The 17,865-nt window shown below is 68.9% G+C and carries 14 protein-coding genes; 8 read left to right on the top strand and 6 right to left on the bottom strand.

All coding sequences use genetic code 11. The features are described 5' to 3' along the window. Positions 1–12 precede the first annotated feature (12 nt). From ABEU20_RS19690 to ABEU20_RS19665, 6 genes are all read right to left on the bottom strand, one after another. Positions 13–867, bottom strand: coding sequence for an ABC transporter permease (locus tag ABEU20_RS19690; RefSeq protein ID WP_420166270.1), 855 nt, complete (start codon positions 865–867; stop codon positions 13–15). Positions 868–875: 8 nt separating this feature from the next. Next, on the bottom strand, positions 876–1,835 hold the full coding sequence (locus ABEU20_RS19685; protein WP_420166061.1) for an ABC transporter permease: 960 nt from the start codon (positions 1,833–1,835) through the stop codon (positions 876–878). Positions 1,836–1,841: 6 nt separating this feature from the next. Then, positions 1,842–3,416 (bottom strand): ABC transporter substrate-binding protein, encoded by a 1,575-nt coding sequence (locus tag ABEU20_RS19680; protein ID WP_420166060.1) that lies wholly within the window; start codon positions 3,414–3,416, stop codon positions 1,842–1,844. A gap of 247 nt (positions 3,417–3,663) precedes the next feature. After that, entirely contained in the window at positions 3,664–5,994 is a 2,331-nt protein-coding gene (locus ABEU20_RS19675; RefSeq protein ID WP_420166059.1) for an arylsulfatase, read from the bottom strand. 210 nt (positions 5,995–6,204) lie between these two features. Further along, positions 6,205–7,170 (bottom strand): TauD/TfdA dioxygenase family protein, encoded by a 966-nt coding sequence (locus ABEU20_RS19670; protein ID WP_420166058.1) that lies wholly within the window; start codon positions 7,168–7,170, stop codon positions 6,205–6,207. Between the two features lie 44 nt (positions 7,171–7,214). Then, positions 7,215–8,021, bottom strand: a complete 807-nt coding sequence (locus tag ABEU20_RS19665) for a TauD/TfdA dioxygenase family protein (RefSeq protein WP_420166057.1) — start codon at positions 8,019–8,021, stop codon at positions 7,215–7,217. A gap of 195 nt (positions 8,022–8,216) precedes the next feature. On the opposite strand from ABEU20_RS19665, the gene ABEU20_RS19660 reads away from it, so the two are divergent. From ABEU20_RS19660 to ABEU20_RS19625, 8 genes are all read left to right on the top strand, one after another. Then, positions 8,217–8,870 carry a helix-turn-helix domain-containing protein gene (locus ABEU20_RS19660; protein ID WP_420166056.1) on the top strand — a complete coding sequence of 218 codons (654 nt, stop codon included), beginning with the start codon at positions 8,217–8,219 and terminating at the stop codon, positions 8,868–8,870. Between the two features lie 45 nt (positions 8,871–8,915). After that, the gene (locus ABEU20_RS19655) at positions 8,916–10,322 is read left to right on the top strand and encodes a replication-associated recombination protein A (protein WP_420166055.1); all 1,407 of its coding nucleotides are present in this window, start codon (positions 8,916–8,918) and stop codon (positions 10,320–10,322) included. A 151-nt stretch (positions 10,323–10,473) separates the two neighbouring features. Next, entirely contained in the window at positions 10,474–13,146 is a 2,673-nt protein-coding gene (alaS, locus tag ABEU20_RS19650) for an alanine--tRNA ligase (RefSeq protein WP_420166054.1), read from the top strand. Between the two features lie 35 nt (positions 13,147–13,181). Beyond that, entirely contained in the window at positions 13,182–13,709 is a 528-nt protein-coding gene (gene ruvX, locus ABEU20_RS19645; protein ID WP_420166269.1) for a Holliday junction resolvase RuvX, read from the top strand. After that, positions 13,706–15,169 (top strand): endolytic transglycosylase MltG, encoded by a 1,464-nt coding sequence (mltG, locus tag ABEU20_RS19640; protein ID WP_420166053.1) that lies wholly within the window; start codon positions 13,706–13,708, stop codon positions 15,167–15,169. The genes ruvX and mltG overlap by 4 nt, the downstream gene beginning before the upstream one ends. 5 nt (positions 15,170–15,174) lie before the next feature. Next, positions 15,175–16,008 (top strand): shikimate dehydrogenase, encoded by an 834-nt coding sequence (locus ABEU20_RS19635; protein WP_420166052.1) that lies wholly within the window; start codon positions 15,175–15,177, stop codon positions 16,006–16,008. Positions 16,009–16,109: 101 nt separating this feature from the next. Continuing rightward, entirely contained in the window at positions 16,110–17,306 is a 1,197-nt protein-coding gene (gene aroC, locus ABEU20_RS19630) for a chorismate synthase (RefSeq protein ID WP_420166051.1), read from the top strand. Positions 17,307–17,310: 4 nt separating this feature from the next. After that, complete coding sequence (locus tag ABEU20_RS19625) at positions 17,311–17,862, top strand: shikimate kinase (RefSeq protein ID WP_420166050.1); 552 nt, start codon at positions 17,311–17,313, stop codon at positions 17,860–17,862. Positions 17,863–17,865: the final 3 nt, after the last annotated feature.

Below are 17,865 nucleotides of genomic sequence, written 5' to 3'. Positions count from 1 at the left end.
TGGGATGGTGGGTCACCGCAGCCGGGACCGGGCGGCAAGGGCTTGCGAGATCAGGAGCAGTCCGAGTACGAGCACGACGACGACGGCGAGGGGGCCGACGGCGAAGAACGGTGAGTGGTAAGCGTTCTGCGTCCCCTCCTTGATGAGGGAACCGAGCGACGGGGTCGGCGGAGTGATGCCGAGGCCGAGGAAACTCATGGCTCCCTCGATGAACACTCCGACCGACATTGCCAGTGCGAGTTGCACCGTCAGCGGTTCGAGGCAGTTCGGTAGTACGTGTCGGCGCAGGATCCACCCCTCGTCGGCGCCGAGTGTCCTCGCGGCTTCGACGTAGGGAGCCTGCCGCACCGTGAGCACCGAGGTTCGGGTCAGTCGACCGAAGACCGGGATCTCGGCGAGCACGATCACCGTTGCGATCGTCCAGACGCCGGGCCCGATCACCATCGTGAGCGCGATCGCGAGGACGATGGTCGGGAACGCGAGGATCAAGTCGAACGCGCGTTGGATGACGGTGTCGATCCGGCCGTCACGAGTCGCGGCGAGACCGAGTAGTGAACCGATCACCGCTCCGGCCGGCACCGCCAGGAAGATCACGACGAGATCGATCCTGATGCCGTAGAGGGTTCGGGACAGGATGTCGCGTCCGACCGAGTCGGTGCCGAGGAGATGCTCACCGCTCGGACCGAGTAGCGCCGCGCCGGCGAATTGTTCGTCGGGCGCGTACGGCGCGAGCCAGGGCGCAGCGAGGCCGGCGAGCGCCACGACGCCCACCAGGACCACGCCGGCCAACCCACGGCCTCTGCGCAGCGCGGCCCAGCGCCCGAGCCGATCGGTGGCGGTCTTGGTCGCGTCCGGTGCGGACTCCATGGTGGTGCTCATGCCTGACCTCCCAGCCGGATGCGCGGATCGAGCCAGGCGTTGACGAGGTCGGTGATCAATTGGACGGCGACGAACAATCCGACGGAGAAGAGCAGCATCACTTGCACCACGGGGTAGTCGCGGCTCGAGATGGCCCGTTCGATCAGATGCCCCAGCCCCGGCCAAGCGAAGATCGCCTCGACCAGCACGGTTCCACCGAGTAGGTGTCCGACCTGGATGCCCAGCACCGTGACCGTCGACGGCAGCGCGTTGGGCAGGGCCTGCGTCAGCACGATGCGCCGGCGTGAGATACCCAACGCGCGGGCCGTGGTGACGTACGGTTCCGCGAGTTGGCTACGCAGCGATTCGGTGAGGAACCGGGTGAGCGCTGCCGCGATCGGCAGTGCCAGACACACGGCGGGGAGAATCAGATACTGCACCGAGATTCCGGGATCGTCGAGAAATCCCTTCCTGGGCACGCCTCCGGCGGGCAACACCGCCCACACCACACCGAACAGCACCACCAGGATCGTGCCGGTGACGAAATTGGGGATCGCGACGGCGGCGGTACCGAACGCGGTGGTGACGCTGTTCAGCCACGGCCGATCGATGGTCACCGAGACCGTGCTCAGCGTGAAGGCGATGACGATGGCGAGCAGCAGTGCCGCCACCGCGAGAACCATGGTGTTGCCGAGCGCGTCGAGCAGTAGGGAGCCGATGTCGCCGCCGAGGATCAGCGAATGTCCGAGATCGAACGAGGCGACACCGCCGAGCCATGAGAAGTACTGGCCTACTTGGGATCCGGTCAGGCCGAGCTGGTCGCGGAGGGACTCGAGCGCTTCAGGAGAGGAGTCCGGGCCGGCGAGGATCTGAGCGGGGTCGCCCGGCACCAGTCGCAGCAGGGTGAAGATCACGACCGAGCCGACGGCGAGCACGATCAGGGCGGACGGGATCCGACGGAGGCTGTAGCGCAGCATCGTTCGTCACCCACCCAGGTAGGCGTCACTCAGATCGAGCTCGCCCTTCTTGGTCCATCCCACGCCGTGGAGCGCAGCGGAAGTGGCCAGCTCGTTCTCATGGTTGAACAGGCCGATCACGAAGGCGTTGTCGAGCAGCTCGGTGTTCAGCTCGCGGTACGCATCCTCGGCGTCAGTGCTGCTCGGATCGGTGATCCCCCAAACCTTTTCGACCGCGGCCTGGTATTGGGCGTCGATGAAGTTCGACGTGTTCTTGTTCGCGTTGTACACGTAGGCGCTGGTGGGCAGGGTTGCCGGTGTGTACTGCGCGAAGGTGTGCTCGGTGATCCACAGGCCGCCGTAGGTGCCCGCGATCAGGTTCTTGAGGGTGGTGGCCTGGTCCTGAGGCTGGAGGGTGGTCTCGATCCCGACCGCGGCGAGGTCGGCCTGCAGGATCTGTGCGACTGCCTCGGATTCGGTGGATCCCGCCGTGTACGCGACGGGGATGACCGGCACGCTGCCGACCTCGCTGACCAGTGCCTTGGCCTTCTCGGTGTCGTGGGCGTACGTGCCGTTCAGATCCGCGTCGAAGGCGGGGGAGTACGCCGGCCAGGGCAGGTTGGCAAGGTTCCCGTGCCCCTGGTAGACGTCGGCGACGATCCGATCCCGGTCCACCGCGTGGGCGATCGCTTGGCGAAGCCGGATGTCGCTGAGGCCGGGTGCCTGCACATTGGCGCCGATGTACGCGGTGCGCTGGACACCGGTCTGGTCGATCACCTGGAAACCGGGATTGCTGCCCAGTTCGTCGGCGTCGCGGGGCGCAATGTTCAGCAGCAGGTCGAGTTGTCCGGAGCGCAGCTGCGATACCCGCGTCTGGGCGTCGGGGACGATGACGTACTCCACCCCGGCGAGGTGCGGCGCTCCGCCCCAGTACTGCTCGTTGGCGTCGAACGTGATCGACGCCCCCGGCTTCCAGGCGGCGAACCGGAACGCACCGGTCCCGTTGTAGCCCTTGCCGGTGTCGAGATCGGACAGGGTGTCCTGGTCGATGATCGGCATGACGTCGAACAGGTCGAGGAAATTCCCGGCAGGTCTGGCGAGCGTGAGCGTGATCGCGTGCGGATCGCTGGTGTCGAAGGCGGTGACCAGCGCGGCCGTGCGGGCGAGCTGCCCGGATCGGGCGGGATCGGCGTACCTCCGGATGCTGGCCTCGACGTCGGCCGAGGTGAACGGCTTGCCGTTGTGGAACGTCACGTCGTCGCGCAGTGTCAGGCGCACCGACAGCTTGTCCGCGGAGACCTCCCAGGACGTCGCCAGTTTCGGCTGCGGGTCGAGGCTGTCGGCGGGGTAACGGATGAGAGTGTCGTAGACCAGGCCGGTGATGGCGGCTTGCGCGGGGGCGCCCGAGTACAGCGAAGCGGGGGTCAGATCGCCGCCGTCGCCGATTCGAAGGATGCCGCCCTCCGTGACCTCGGTACGGGTGTCGGCGCCGGCCTGGTCGACCGCGGAGCTGCACCCCGCGGCGCCGAGGATACCGACGACGGACAGGGCGAGGGCTCCCAGGAGGGAGCGGCTCCGGGGGAGAGCGGGGCGGCTGAACACAGGGGGTCCTTTCGGGGACGTGTGGAGGGGGACGGGACGTGTCGGGGGCGGGGTGATCAGGCGTCGAAACCGGGGAGGAACTCGCGGGCGCCGATGTTCGCGCCGAGCGTGGTGACGGTGATGCCGCCGGCGGGCCAGGGCTGGAGAAGCTCTGAGGACCAAAGTAATTGGAGGGAATTAAATTGCGGAGGTATCGGATCCCCGTGCGTCGAATGCTTTACAGATCCGTCGCTGGATGGCGTGTCCGTCAATGCGTGACGAGCTCCGCCGCGAGCCGCTGAGTGTCGGTGGGCCGGCCGCCGGCCGCTTCGGTTTCGAGAGTGACCTCGCCGATCCGACCGGTGTACCGGTACTCGCCGTCGCGGGCGTAGTCGGAGGTGACCGGCGTGCCCGGGTTCGCACCCACCGTCAGCCGACCGGACCCGAACAGTGCCGTGCGTTCGACGCGACCTTCCCCGACGATCCGACCGTCGACGAGGATGCGACCGGTCCCGCCCCGCCCGATGCCTCCGCCGTCGTAGGCGAACACGTACTCGAGCAGGTGTTCGCCTGCCGCGAGCGACTCGGTGGCGCGTACGTGCGTGGTGACCAGGCTGCACAGGTTGTGGGCGAACGTCACCACCCCTTCCCGGACGTAGAAGGACAGCCCGTTGAAGGAGTTGCCCAGGCTCACCAGGACGCCGTCGGACACGGCACTGTCGGCCACTACGGGCACGCTCAGCCGAAACGACGTGTTCGATGTGCTGGGGAATGCGGCGGTCGGTAGTCGCCGTGTGCCGGCCGGCACGGTGACCCGCCCGCCCAGGTCGGGGACGCGGCGCCCTGCGACGGCCGCGTCCATGCGTTCGATGCCTCGATCATCGAGCGGCAGCACCTGGTGTAGTCGTGCCTGCTCCAGGAACAGCTCTTGCAGCGCGGCCAGCCGTTCCGGGTACTCGGAGGCCAGATCGGTGGCTTGGGAGAAGTCACGGGTGATGTCGTACAGCTCCCACGTGTCCTGGTCGAACGGAATGGGGTCGGTTCGCGACAGGTCCCACGGTGAACGGTGCTTGGTGACCGCGGTCCAGCCGTCATGGAAGATCCCGCGGTTACCGAAGATCTCGAAGTACTGGGTGAGGTGCCGGTCGGGCGCGGCGCCGTCGCGAAGCGCGTACAGCATCGAGGTGCCCTCGATGGGGCGCTGGGTGATCCCGTCGACCCGGTCGGGGTGGGGGATGCCGGCGGCCTCCAGGATGGTCGGTGCCACGTCGATGACGTGGTGCCACTGCGTGCGGACGTCGCCTCGATCGGAGATCCCCTTCGGCCAGTGCACGACGAGCCCGTTGCGGGTTCCCCCGAAGTGCGACGCGACCTGCTTGGTCCACTGGAAGGGGGTGTCCATCGCCAGGGCCCAGCCGACGGGGTAGTTCACATAGCTGGTCGGACCCCCGATCTCGTCGAGGCGATCCCGAATCTCGGCGGCGGTCTCCGGCAGTCCGTTGTAGGTCCGCGACTCGTTGAACGTGCCTGTCCGGCGCCCCTCGCAGGAGGCGCCGTTGTCGCCCAGAATGTAGAAGACCACCGTGTTCTCGAGCTCCCCGCCGGCGCGGAGAAACTCGATCAGCCGACCGACCTGCTCGTCGGTGTGCTCGGCGAAGGCCGCGTACATCTCCATGAGCCGCGCTGCGACGACGCGACCGTCGTCGTCGAGCTCGTCCCAGTGCGGAGCGCCGTCGGGCCAGGGCGACAGGAGCGTGTCGGGCGGGACGACGCCCAGCTCCTTCTGCCGCTCGAGGGTCTGCTCACGTTGCGCGTCCCAGCCGTGGCCGAACTTTCCGCGGTACCGGTCCCGCCACGAATCGGGAACCTGGAAGGGGGAGTGCGTGGCACCGAACGGCAGGTAGGCGAACCACGGGCGCTCCTTGTCGACGTCGCGCACCGATCGGATCCAGTCCCGGGTCTTGTCGACGAGGTCCTCGGAGAGGTGGTAGCCCTCCTCCGGTGTCGACGGCGGCTCCACCTGCGCGGTGCCGGAATACAGGTTCGGGTGGAACTGGTCGTCGGCCCCGCCGGTGATTCCGTAGAAGGTGTCGAAGCCCTCCCGGGTCGGCCAGTGCGTGAACGGGCCGACGGGCGTGATCTCGTCCTGCGGGATCTGGTGCCACTTACCGAACACGCCGGTCGCGTAGCCGTTCTCCCGCAACGTCCGCGCCAGTGGAGCGGCGTCCAGGGGTCGAACGCCGGTGTAGCCCGGGGCACTGGAGGAGAAATCGGTGACGACCCCCATCCCCACGCTGTGGTGGTTGCGCCCCGTGAGCAGCGCCGCCCGGGTCGGCGAGCAGATCGCCGTGGTGTGGAAGCGGTTGAACCTCAGCCCGTCGGCTGCCAACTGCTCGGCCACCGGCATCGAGCACGGCCCGCCGAAGGCCGACGAGGCCCCGAAGCCCATGTCGTCGAGCAGAATCACCAGCACGTTGGGTGCACCCTCGGGGGCGGTCACTCGCGGGGGCCCGGGGAAGGGCGCTTGCTGGTCGCGGACGTCGTGCGCGGCCTCGACCGGTTCCTGGGTGAGGTGGATAGGTAGCTGAGTGCGATCCATCGGGGCTCTCCTCTGTTCTGTACGGACAGTCGTGCGCACCGGTTCGAGAGGTCCGGGAATTCGCCCAGCTGCCGCTGACGTCGAGCCGCCGCGGGTGGCGACCTGTGAACAATCGGGTTCCGACGAGAGTGCCGCGGTGCCGCAATTCTCCTCCGTTCGCCGTGGCGCCGAAGGAGAATTGCGGTCGGTGACCTCTCCGGTACGGATGAATCAGGCGTCGAAGCCGGGGAAGCGGTCGGGGGTGTCGACGATCGAGAAATGCGCGGCGTCGCCGGCGAGGATGCGGCTGGAATCGCCGTCGACCGATACCGGGACGTCGCCGGCCAGGGTCACCCGGTGGACGCTGCGCTTGTGGGCGCCGAAGTCCGCGATGCCGTAGTGCTGGGTCGCGCGGTTGTCCCAGATCACCAGGTCGCCCGGCGTCCAGGCCCAGCGCAACGTGTTCTCGAGCCGGACGACCCGCTCCTGCAGGAGTTGGAACAGCGCGGCCGACTCGTTGGTCTTGAGTCCCACGAAGTTCTTGACGAAATGGCCGAGCAGCAGCGACCGCTCGCCGGTCTCGGGATGGATGCGGACCACTGGGTGCTCGATCTCGAACTTCAAGCGGGTGAAGTTCTGCATCGTCTCGTGACGGTTGACCGCAATGCCCTTGCGGTCGGCGTGCACGCCGGCATAGTCGTACTCGTTCGAGTGCACCGCCCACAGGTTGTCGACGAGGGCCCTGAGCGGGGCGGGAAGCTGCTCGTAGGCGGCGGTGGTCGAGGCCCAGGTGGTGGCGCCACCGTAGGGCGGGATGTCGACGGCCCGCAGAATCGATGCCTTCGGGATCCGGTCGACGAAGCTGACGTCGGTGTGCCAACTGTTGGCGGCCCCTTCGATGACCAACGTGCGGTTGTCCTCGGAGGTCAGCGTCGGATGAGTGGTGGTCTGGGACCCCAGGGTGCCGGCGAACCGGTACTGGATGTCGTCGGTGACGTGGTGCTGGCCGCGGAAGACGACGACCTTGTTCGCGGCCAGGGCGTAGCGGATCGCGTACGCGGTCTCGGCGGTGATGTCCCCGGAGACGTGTACGCCCTCGATCAGGGCGCCGATGTTCTCGCCGAGCTTGGTGACGGTGATGCCGCCGGCGGCGTAGATGTCGTGCGCGGTGGACGGGCGGGTCTCGACGGTGGTCACGATTGCTCCTCTGCTGTGGATGACGTGCGGTTCGAATGTGGTGTTCAGCGCGCGGGGACGGGTGCCTCGGGCGCGACCTCGATGCGATGGATCCGTCGTGGCTCGTCGCCGTAGTCGTAGATGGCGTTGTGCTGCACGAAGTGGTTGTCCCAGATCGCGATGTCCCCGACGCTCCAGCGGCGGCGGACGGTGAACTCCGGCCGAATCGACACGGACTTCAGCAGGCCGAGCAGCGCTCGGCTCTCGTCCTCGGTGACGTCGTCGATCGCGGAAGTGAACAGATCGTTGACGAACAGGGCCTCGCGTCCGGTCGCCGGATGCCGGATCACCAGCGGGTGCCTTGCCTCGGCAACATTCGGCAGTGGCGCGATCCGATGCGTCGCCGTCAGTCCGTACAGCGCTTCGCGGATCGGGGGCGAGAGTGCGTCGAGCGCCGCGTACTGGTTGGACCACAGTGTGTCGCCGCCGACCTCCGGCAGTACCTGCATGTGGAGGATGCTGAAACGTGACGGCTCCGCCCGCCACGCGACGTCGCAGTGCCAGCGGTTGGCCTGGTAAGCGCTGCCGTTGTCGGTGCTGATCACGCTGATCTCGCGGTATCCCTCGTCGCCGAGGTGAGCGAGGTGCTCGTGCGGGTACACGATGTCGCCGAAGTGCTGCGCGAACGCACGGTGGGTGGCGGGGTCGACACCTTGTCCGGGGAAGAACAGCACCCCGTGGCGGTGCAGCGCCGCCCGGACGAGGTCGACGTCGGCGCCGGACAGGGCCGCCACGTGCAGGCCGCGCACCTCGGCGCCGATCGCTCCGGCCAGGGGCGTGACGGTCACCGTCGAGTGTTCGAGTGTCGTCATCGGTCGTCCTCGAATCTGGGTGGGGGACAGGGGCGATCGTCAAAGTAATCGCGAGGTATTAATTTCCGGAATGGATTCGCTCCGCGTGCGTCCAGGGGTTTACAGATCACAGCCGGCGCGATAATCGCGGGCGCGGAACGGAGGTTCGGTGTCGGCGCGCCGAGTCGAGATCCTGCGCGATTAGGGTGAGCAGCCATGACTGCCAGACGCGGCCGCTACAGCGCCGGCCAGGAAACGCGGGTCCTCCTGGTGGAGACAGCCGAACGGTTGTTCGCCCGGCGTGGCTACGAGGCCGTCACGCTCGCCGAGATCCGCAGTGCTGCGGGGCAACACAATTCGTCGGTGATCGGCTACTACTTCGGGTCCAAGGAGAAACTACTCGAGGCCGTCCTCGAGCACCGCCTGCCGGCCATCAGCGCGGACCGTGAAGTGATGATCCGCGATCGGAGCACTGCCGACGGTCGGTTGACCGTTCGCGACGCCCTGTGGTGTCTCGTGCAGCCGCTCGCCGACAGTCTGCGCGAAGGAAACCACTACGTCGGTCTGCTCGACCGGCTGCTGGACGCCGAGATCCTGGGAAGCGTCTTCGTCTCGGCCGACCCCATGGTCACCGGCAGTGGCCTCGCCGTGGACCGGGCGCTGCACGAGGCCCTCGGCGATCTCCGGGAAGATGTGCGGCGGCAACGGATCATGATGGTCTACGCGAGTGCGCTGCGGACGCTGGCCCGCCTCGGCCGGTCGAGCGGGTCCCCCGATCACGGCGAGCTCTCGGCATGCATCGACGCGTGGGAGGGGTTGCTGTGCGCGCCGACGTCCGACGAGACCCGCCGTGCGCGCGCTCACTCCTGAGTGCGGCCGGCTCGGTGCGTCGGTGTCGGCTAGTAGCGTCGGGGCGTGACTGATTTCTTCGGCGACACGGACCCGGGCAGCGACACGGGCCTGTTCGAGGCGCCCGCCGCCGAGTCGGAGCCCGAGCCCCTCACATCGGTGCCACGGTCGGCGCCGACGTCCCATCCGGGCGCTCCGTTGGCCGTTCGGATGCGCCCCGCGGCGCTGTCCGAGGTCGTCGGCCAGCAGCATCTGCTGGCGCCCGGCGCGCCGCTGCGCCGTCTCGTCGAAGGCTCGGGCGCGTCATCGGTCCTGCTCTACGGCCCGCCCGGCACCGGCAAGACCACGCTGGCGTCGCTCATCTCCGGTGCCACCGGGCGCAAGTTCGAGGCGTTGTCGGCGCTGTCGGCCGGTGTCAAGGAAGTGCGCGGCGTCATCGAGCTCGCGCGGCGCCGACTGCTCCAGGGCGAGCAGACGGTCCTGTTCATCGACGAGGTCCACCGCTTCTCCAAGACCCAGCAGGACGCACTGCTCGCGGCGGTCGAGAACCGTATCGTGCTGCTCGTCGCGGCCACCACCGAGAATCCGTCGTTCTCGGTGGTCTCGCCGCTGCTGTCGCGGTCGCTGGTGCTGCAGCTGCAGTCCCTCACGTCCGACGACATCCGCGTCGTCATCGAGCGGGCCCGCGCCGACGAGCGGGGGCTCGGCGGTTCCGTCGAGATCGCCGACGACGCACTCGAGCATTTGGTCCGGTTGGCGGCCGGTGACGCCCGCCGGGCGTTGACCGCGCTCGAAGCCGCCGCCGGGACCGCGCTCGACCGCACCGACGAGCGGCCCGCGCTGCTCGACCTGGAGACCGTCGAGTCCAGTGTCGACAAGGCCGCCGTCCGCTACGACCGCGACGGCGACCAGCACTACGACGTCATCAGCGCGTTCATCAAGTCCATCCGCGGCTCCGACGTCGACGCCGCGCTGCACTACCTGGCCCGGATGATCACGGCAGGGGAGGATCCGCGGTTCATCGCCCGCCGCCTCGTCGTGCATGCCAGCGAGGACATCGGCATGGCCGACCCGACGGCGCTGCAGACCGCGACCGCCGCGGCGCAGGCCGTGCAGCTCATCGGGATGCCCGAGGCGCGGCTCGCGCTGGCGCAGGCCACCATCCATCTCGCGACGGCACCGAAGTCCGGAGCGGTGATCGCAGCCCTGGGCGCGGCGATGGCGGACGTCGCGGGCGGGAAGGCCGGCCTCGTGCCGCCGCACCTGCGGGACGGCCATTACGCCGGCGCCGCCCAGCTCGGGAACGCGGTCGGATACAAGTACCCGCACGACCACGCCGACGGTGTTCTTCCACAGCAGTACCCACCGGACGAACTGGTGGGCGTCGACTACTACGAACCGACCACGCACGGCGCCGAGAGAGAGATCTCGGGCCGGGTCGGGAAGCTGCGCAGGATCGTGCGGGGGCGCTGATCCGCCGTTCGGCCGGCGACCGCAGTCGCCGCCGAATAAATGGCGAGCGCCGGGGCGTTAAGCTTGCCCATGGCTGATTCGCGCCTCGGTGCCGATATCGGCTAGCTGAACACTGTGACATTTCGACGGACATACGTAAGGACGAACCCAGGTGCAGACCCACGAGATCCGTAGGCGCTTCCTCGACCATTTCGTCAAGGCGGGCCACACCGAGGTGCCCAGCGCCTCGCTGATCTTCGACGATCCGAACCTGCTGTTCGTCAACGCCGGCATGGTGCAGTTCAAGCCGTTCTTCCTCGGCCAGCAGACGCCGCCCTACGACACCGCGACGAGCGTGCAGAAGTGTGTCCGTACCGGTGACATCGAGAACGTCGGCGTCACGACCCGCCACAACACGTTCTTCCAGATGGCCGGCAACTTCAGCTTCGGCGACTACTTCAAGCGCGGCGCGATCAAGCACGCATGGGCGCTGCTGACCGACAGTGTCGAGGACGGCGGCTACGGCTTCGATCCCGAGCGCCTGTGGGTCACCGTCTACCTCGACGACGACGAGGCCCGCGACATCTGGAAGGAAGAGGCCGGCATCCCCGACGAGCGCATCCAGCGCCGCGGCATGGCCGACAACTACTGGTCGATGGGTGTTCCCGGTCCGTGCGGCCCGTGCTCGGAGATCTACTACGACCGCGGTCCCGAGTTCGGGGTCGAGGGTGGCCCAGAGGCCGACGAGGACCGCTACCTCGAGATCTGGAATCTCGTGTTCATGCAGAACGAACGCGGTGAGGGTTCCGGTAAGGACAGCTTCGAGATCCTCGGCCCGCTGCCGAAGCAGAACATCGACACCGGCATGGGCGTCGAGCGCGTCGCGTTCCTGCTGCAGGGCGTCGACAACGTGTACGAGACCGACCTGGTCCGCCCCGTGATCACCAAGGCCGAGGAACTGTCCGGCCGCACGTACGGCACCGACCCCGAGGCCGACGTCCGTTTCCGCGTGATCGCCGACCACGCGCGTACCGCCGTCATGCTGATCGCCGACGGCGTCAACCCGGGCAACGAGGGCCGCGGCTACGTGCTGCGCCGTCTGCTGCGCCGCATCATTCGTTCCGCGAAGTTGCTGGGCGCGGAGAAGCCGAGCATGCGCGAGTTCGTGACCGTCGTGCGCGACACGATGTCGCCGTCGTACCCGGAGCTCACCACCGATTTCGACCGCATCGTCGGTGTCGCGGTGGGCGAGGAGACGGCGTTCCTGCGCACCATCGCCGCCGGCTCGAAGATGTTCGAGGCCGAGGCCGACGAGGTGAAGGCCGCGGGCAAGAAGGTCTTCGGTGGCAACGAGGCCTTCGTCCTGCACGACACCTACGGCTTCCCGATCGACCTGACGCTCGAGATGGCGGCCGAGGCAGGCCTGAGTGTCGACGAGGCCGGGTTCCGCTCGCTCATGGCCGAGCAGCGCAAGCGGGCCAAGGACGACGCGCAGTCGCGCAAGCACGCGCACGCCGACCTGACGGTCTACAAGGAGTTCGTCGACCGCGGCGCCACCGAGTTCACCGGCTTCAACGAGCTGGTCTCCGAGGCGCACGTGCTCGCGCTCATCTCGAACGGCGTGCGCGTCCCCACCGCGACGGCCGGCCAGGACGTCGAGGTCATCCTCGACCGCAGCCCGCTGTACGCGGAGGCCGGTGGCCAGATCGCCGACGTGGGCACGATCTCGGCGAACGGCCTGCGGGTCAAGGTCAACGACGTGCAGAAGATCGCCAAGAAGGTGTGGGTCCACAAGGTCACCGTGACCGAGGGCCAGATCACCGAGGGTGACGTCGTGCTCGCGCAGGTCGACGCCGAGTGGCGCAAGGGTGCGACGCAGGGCCACTCCGGCACGCACATGGTGCACGCCGCGCTGCGCCAGGTGCTCGGCCCCAACGCCGTGCAGGCCGGCTCGCTCAACAAGCCGGGCTATCTGCGCTTCGACTTCAACTGGCAGGGCCAGCTGTCGGAGTCGCAGAAGCAGGAGATCGAGGTCGTCACCAACGAGGCCGTCGCCGCGAACCACTCGGTGAACACGTTCGTGACCGATCTGGACCGGGCGAAGCAGATGGGTGCGATGGCGCTCTTCGGCGAGAACTACGGCGACGAGGTGCGGGTCGTCGAGATCGGTGGACCGTTCTCGATGGAGCTGTGCGGTGGTACGCATGTGCAGACGTCGGCGCAGATCGGGCCGGTCACGCTGCTCGGCGAGTCCTCGGTCGGCTCCGGTGTGCGCCGCGTCGAGGCGTTCGTCGGCCTCGACTCGTACCGCTACCTGGCCAAGGAGCGCGCGCTCCTCGCCGGTGTCGCGTCGTCGCTGAAGGTGCCGTCGGAAGAGGTCCCGGGACGCGTCGAGGCGCTCGTCGAGCGACTGAAGGTCGCCGAGAAGGAACTCGAGGCCACCAAGGCGGCCGCAGTGCTCGCGTCGGCGGGCACGTTCGTCGACAAGGCCCACCGCATCGGTGAGGTGCTGCTGGTCGCCGAGCAGGCGCCCGACGGCGTCGCCGGCAACGACCTGCGCGGTCTCGTCACCGACATCCGCGGCCGGTTCGGCACGCAGCCCGCCGTGGTGGTGCTGCTGGGCAACGCCGACGGCAAGGTCCCGTTCGTCGTCGCCGCCACCAAGTCGGCACAGGATCTCGGCATCAAGGCCGGTGAGCTGGTGTCGAGCTTCGGCCCGCAGATCGGTGGCCGCGGCGGCGGCAAGGCGGACATGGCGCAGGGCTCCGGCTCCGACGTCTCCGGCATCCCGGCGGCGCTCGAGGGCGTGCGGGGCCGGGTTGCCGAGCTGGCAGGAAACTCCTAGCGGTGCCCGCGGCCTCGTCGGATCCCGACAAATCCGTGCTGTCGGGTCCCGATCGGCCCGGGGCGGACGATCCCGGGCGTGGACGCCGGATCGCCGTCGACGTCGGGAGCGTGCGGATCGGGGTCGCATCGTGCGATCCCGACGGCATCCTCGCGACACCGGTGGAGACGGTTCCGCGGTCGAAGGAGAAGGGGCCCGACGCGCCGGATATCCGGCGGATTGTCGCGCTTGTCGAGGAGTACGAGGCCGTCGAGGTTATCGTCGGTCTGCCGCAGACCCTGCGCGGCGAACGTGGCAAGGCCGCGGACCTGGCGTCCGCCTTCGCCCGGCGGTTGCAGCGCGGTATCGAGCCGATCCCGGTGCGGATGGCCGACGAGCGACTGACGACGGTCACGGCGTCGCGTGCACTGCGCGAGAGCGGCGTGAAGGCCAAGGGGCAGCGGCCGATGATCGATCAGGCCGCGGCGGTGGCGATCTTGCAGGGATGGTTGGACGAGCGGAGCAGAGCGGTGAACGTGTCGGATCCGGAAGGTGGCGATCGACCCACGGGAGACGCCCTGTGAACGATCATCGGCCGCCGTCGGGGCGTCCCGAGTACGAGTCCGGCCCCGGCTACGCGGGTGGTCCCGACGGAGGCTACGGCTACGACCACGGCCACCGGCACGGCCAGTCCTACGAGCCCGGATACGGGCCCGAGTACGGGCAGTCGTACGGCCAGGACCACGACCCAGGCTACGACCAGGCGTACGACCAGGACTACGGCTACGAACCCGAATACGACCGCTACGAGTACGACGACGGGCGTCGAGCGCTGCCGACGGCCGTCGGCACCCATCCGATCAGCCGCGGCGAGGCCCGCCGGCTGCAGGCGGCGGCGCGCCGCAAGCGTCGCGGGCGGATCATCGGCGTATTGGCCGGCGCGGTGCTCCTCGGCGGCATGGGCGCCGCCGCGGTCGCGGTGTACGACAAGGTCTCCGGGCGTGACGTCGCCGACTATGCCGGCCCCGCCGGCCCCGAGGTGGTCGTGCAGGTCCATCCTGGCGACACGGCGAACCAGATCGCGGACGAGATGGCCGCCAAGGACGTCGTCAAGAGCGAGGCCGCTTTCTACCGCGCGGCGCTGCGCGACGACGCCATGAGTTCGGTTCAGCCCGGCTACTACTCGATTGCCAGCCGGATCTCGGGGGCGGACGCGGTGTCGGCGCTCGTGTCGCCGGACGCTCGGGTCGGCGCGCTGGTGATCTCGGAGGGACGCCAGCTCCACGACACTCGCGACGTCCAGACCGGCGCGGTCAAGAAGGGCATCTACACCCTCATCGCCGAGGCCAGCTGTGTCGGCTCGTCGCAGGCGCAGAAGTGCCTCACCTACGATCAGCTCAACCAGGCGGGCGCGGGCCCGGACCTCGCGGCGCTCGGCGTGCCGGACTGGGCGCGGACCGCTGTCGCGAACGTCCCGGACCGGGACCGTCAGCTCGAGGGGCTGATCGCCGCCGGCAGTTGGGACTTCGATCCCACACAGACGCCTGCCGAGATCCTTCGCCAGCTCGTGAGCTCCAGCGCCGAGAGCTACGAGGCGACGGGACTCGAGACAGCCGGTGGCAACGTGGGCCTGGCGCCCTACCAGATGCTCATCGTCGCGTCGCTCGTCGAACGTGAGGCGCTGCCCTCGGACTTCGACAAGGTCGCGCGTGTCGTGGTGAACCGTCTGGCGGTGAACCAGCCGCTGCAGTTCGACTCGACCGTGAACTACGCCCTCGATACGACCGAGGTTGCCACCACCGATGCCGACCGCGCCCGGGTGACGCCGTGGAACACCTACGCGATGCCGGGCCTGCCCGCGACACCCATCGCCTCGCCGAGCATCAATGCGCTTCGCGCCGTGGAGAATCCGGCCCCCGGTGACTTCCTGTACTTCGTGACGATCGACAAGAAGGGCACCACGCTCTTCACCCGCAGCTACGAAGAGCACCTCGCGAACATCGAGTTGGCTCAGAAGAGCGGCATTCTCGACAGTGGAAGGTGATCGACGTGTCTGCCCGTGAAGCCAGGAAGGCTCGGAAGGCTGGGGTACTCGGGAGCCCGATCTCGCACTCGAAGTCCCCGAACCTGCACCTCGCCGCCTACCGCGCTCTGGGGCTGGCCGACTGGAGCTACGAGCGGATCGAGTGCACAGGTGAGCAGTTGCCGGGGCTCGTGTCGAGTCTCGGACCCGAGTGGGTCGGGTTGTCGGTGACGATGCCCGGCAAGGTCGCGGCGCTCGAGTTCGCGACCGAGCGCACCGCCCGCGCCGTCGCGATCGGATCGGCGAACACGCTCGTCCGTGTCGACGGTGGCTGGCGGGCCGACTGCACCGACGTCGACGGGGTCCGCGGTGCGCTCGTCGAGGGCGGGGTCGGCGACCTCACGGGCGCCTCGGCCGTCGTGGTCGGTGCCGGTGGTACCGCCCGTCCCGCGCTGGTCGCCCTCGCGGATCTCGGTATCGGCGCGGTGACCGTGGTGGCCCGCGACTCCGGCCGCGCCCGCGAGACGCTCGACTGTGGCGCGGCCGTCGGGTTGGACGTGCGGCACGTGACGTTCGACGATGCCCGGCTCGGCGATGTGTGTGCGGAGTCCGCGGCACTCGTCAGCACTGTGCCCGCGGCGGGTGCCGCACCGTACGCGGAGTCGATCGGCCGGGCCCCGCTCGTGCTCGACGCGATCTACGATCCGTGGCCGACGCCGCTCGCCGACGCCGTCGAGCGGGCCGGAGGCACCGTGATCGGCGGACTCGCGATGCTGCTCAACCAGGCGTACGGCCAGGTGGAGCAGTTCACCGGCATGCCGGCGCCCCGTGCGGCGATGGCCGCCGCGCTCGATTCCTGACTTCGCCGACGGCCCCGTCACCGCGGCGCGTCCGTCCGTGGCGGGTGAGACGCGGGCGACCGACGGCCCGCTGTCGAAGGTGACCCTACGGACGTGGAAGGATGCTGGATGTGTTGCGCTGGATAACTGCTGGAGAGTCCCATGGTCCCGCCCTCGTAGCCATGCTCGAGGGGATGGTCGCCGGCGTCGAGGTGACGTCCGACGACATCTCGGCGCAGCTGGCGCGCCGTCGTCTCGGCTACGGCCGCGGTGCCCGCATGAAGTTCGAGGCCGACAAGGTCACGATCATCGGCGGCGTCCGCCACGGCCGCACCCTCGGTGGTCCCATCGCCGTCGAGGTCGGCAACACCGAGTGGCCCAAGTGGGAGACCATCATGTCTCCCGACCCGGTGGACGAGGCCGAACTCGCCGGCCAGGCGCGTAACGCGCCGCTGACGCGTCCGCGTCCCGGACACGCCGACTACTCGGGAATGCTCAAGTACGGCTTCGACGACGCACGCCCGGTGCTCGAACGGGCCAGTGCCCGCGAGACCGCGGCCCGCGTGGCCGCCGGCACCGTCGCACGCCAGTTCCTCCGCCAGCTGTTCGGTGTCGAGGTGGTCTCGCACGTGATCTCGATCGGCGCGTCCGACCCGTACGTCGGCGTCGGCCCCGAGGCCGGGGATCTCGAGGCGATCGACGCCAGCCCGGTGCGGGCATTCGGAGAGTCCGCTGAGATCTCTATGATCGCCGAGATCGAGGCGGCCAAGAAGGACGGTGACACCCTGGGCGGTGTCGTCGAGGTGATCGTCCACGGTCTGCCGGTGGGCCTCGGCTCGTTCATCAGCGGTGCCGACCGACTCGACTCCAAGCTGGCCGCCGCCCTCATGGGTATCCAGGCGATCAAGGGCGTCGAGGTCGGCGACGGGTTCGAGACGGCGCGTCGGCGCGGCAGTGCCGCACACGACGAGATGCGTCCGGGCCCGGACGGCATCCTGCGGTCGACCAACCGTGCCGGTGGTCTCGAAGGCGGCATGACCAACGGCGAGGCCCTGCGGGTGCGTGCCGCGATGAAGCCGATCTCGACCGTCCCGCGGGCACTCTCCACCATCGACATGTCGACCGGTGAGGAAGCGGTCGCGATCCACCAGCGCTCCGACGTGTGTGCCGTTCCGGCCGCGGGCGTCGTCGCGGAGGCGATGGTCGCGCTGGTCGTGGCCCAGGCCGCGCTCGACAAGTTCGGCGGCGATTCGATCGCCGAGACCCGCTCGAACTTCCAGCGTTACGTCGACGGCATCGCGGCACGTCCGCCCCGGTGATCGGATGACACCACGCGCGGTGCTGATCGGGCCACCCGGCGCGGGCAAGTCGACCATCGGTCGACGGCTGGCGCAGGCGCTCGACCTCGAACTGCTCGACACCGACGTCGAGATCGAACGCCGGACCGGCCGCACCATCCCCGAGATCTTCGCGACGGACGGGGAGCCGTACTTCCGGGAGATCGAGGAGCAGGTCGTCGGCGAGGCGCTCGAATCCCACGACGGGATCCTGTCCCTCGGCGGCGGCGCGATCCTGTCCGAACGCACCCGTGTCCGGCTCGCCGGGCATACCGTGGTGTATCTGGAGATCAGTGTCGCGGAGGGCCTCAAGCGGACCGGTGCGACCACCGGCCGGCCGCTGCTCAACGGGGGCGATCCGAAGGCGAAGTACCACGCGCTGATGCGCCGCCGCCGGCCGCTGTACCGGCAGGTGGCGACCATCCGGATGCGAACCGACAGCCGCAGCCCGAGCCGGGTGGTCCAGCAGTTGGTGACGAAGTTGACCGACGGGCCCGCACCGGGCGCCCCGGCACACGAGACAGAAGCGGAGCAGTAGAGA

The sequence above is a fragment of the Rhodococcus parequi genome (genome assembly GCF_046042785.1).
Taxonomy (GTDB): Bacteria; Actinomycetota; Actinomycetes; order Mycobacteriales; family Mycobacteriaceae; genus Prescottella; species Prescottella parequi.
The sequence above is the reverse complement of the archived record's forward strand: the minus strand, read 5'-3'. Positions and strand labels throughout refer to the sequence as shown.

Coding starts and splice junctions, on each gene's coding strand:
- ABEU20_RS19690 (WP_420166270.1), bottom strand. CDS start 867: ATGGAGTCCGCACCGGACGCGACCAAGACCGCCACCGATCGGCTCGGG.
- ABEU20_RS19685 (WP_420166061.1), bottom strand. CDS start 1,835: ATGCTGCGCTACAGCCTCCGTCGGATCCCGTCCGCCCTGATCGTGCTC.
- ABEU20_RS19675 (WP_420166059.1), bottom strand. CDS start 5,994: ATGGATCGCACTCAGCTACCTATCCACCTCACCCAGGAACCGGTCGAG.
- ABEU20_RS19665 (WP_420166057.1), bottom strand. CDS start 8,021: ATGACGACACTCGAACACTCGACGGTGACCGTCACGCCCCTGGCCGGA.
- ABEU20_RS19660 (WP_420166056.1), top strand. CDS start 8,217: ATGACTGCCAGACGCGGCCGCTACAGCGCCGGCCAGGAAACGCGGGTC.
- aroC (WP_420166051.1), top strand. CDS start 16,110: ATGCTGGATGTGTTGCGCTGGATAACTGCTGGAGAGTCCCATGGTCCC.
- ABEU20_RS19625 (WP_420166050.1), top strand. CDS start 17,311: ATGACACCACGCGCGGTGCTGATCGGGCCACCCGGCGCGGGCAAGTCG.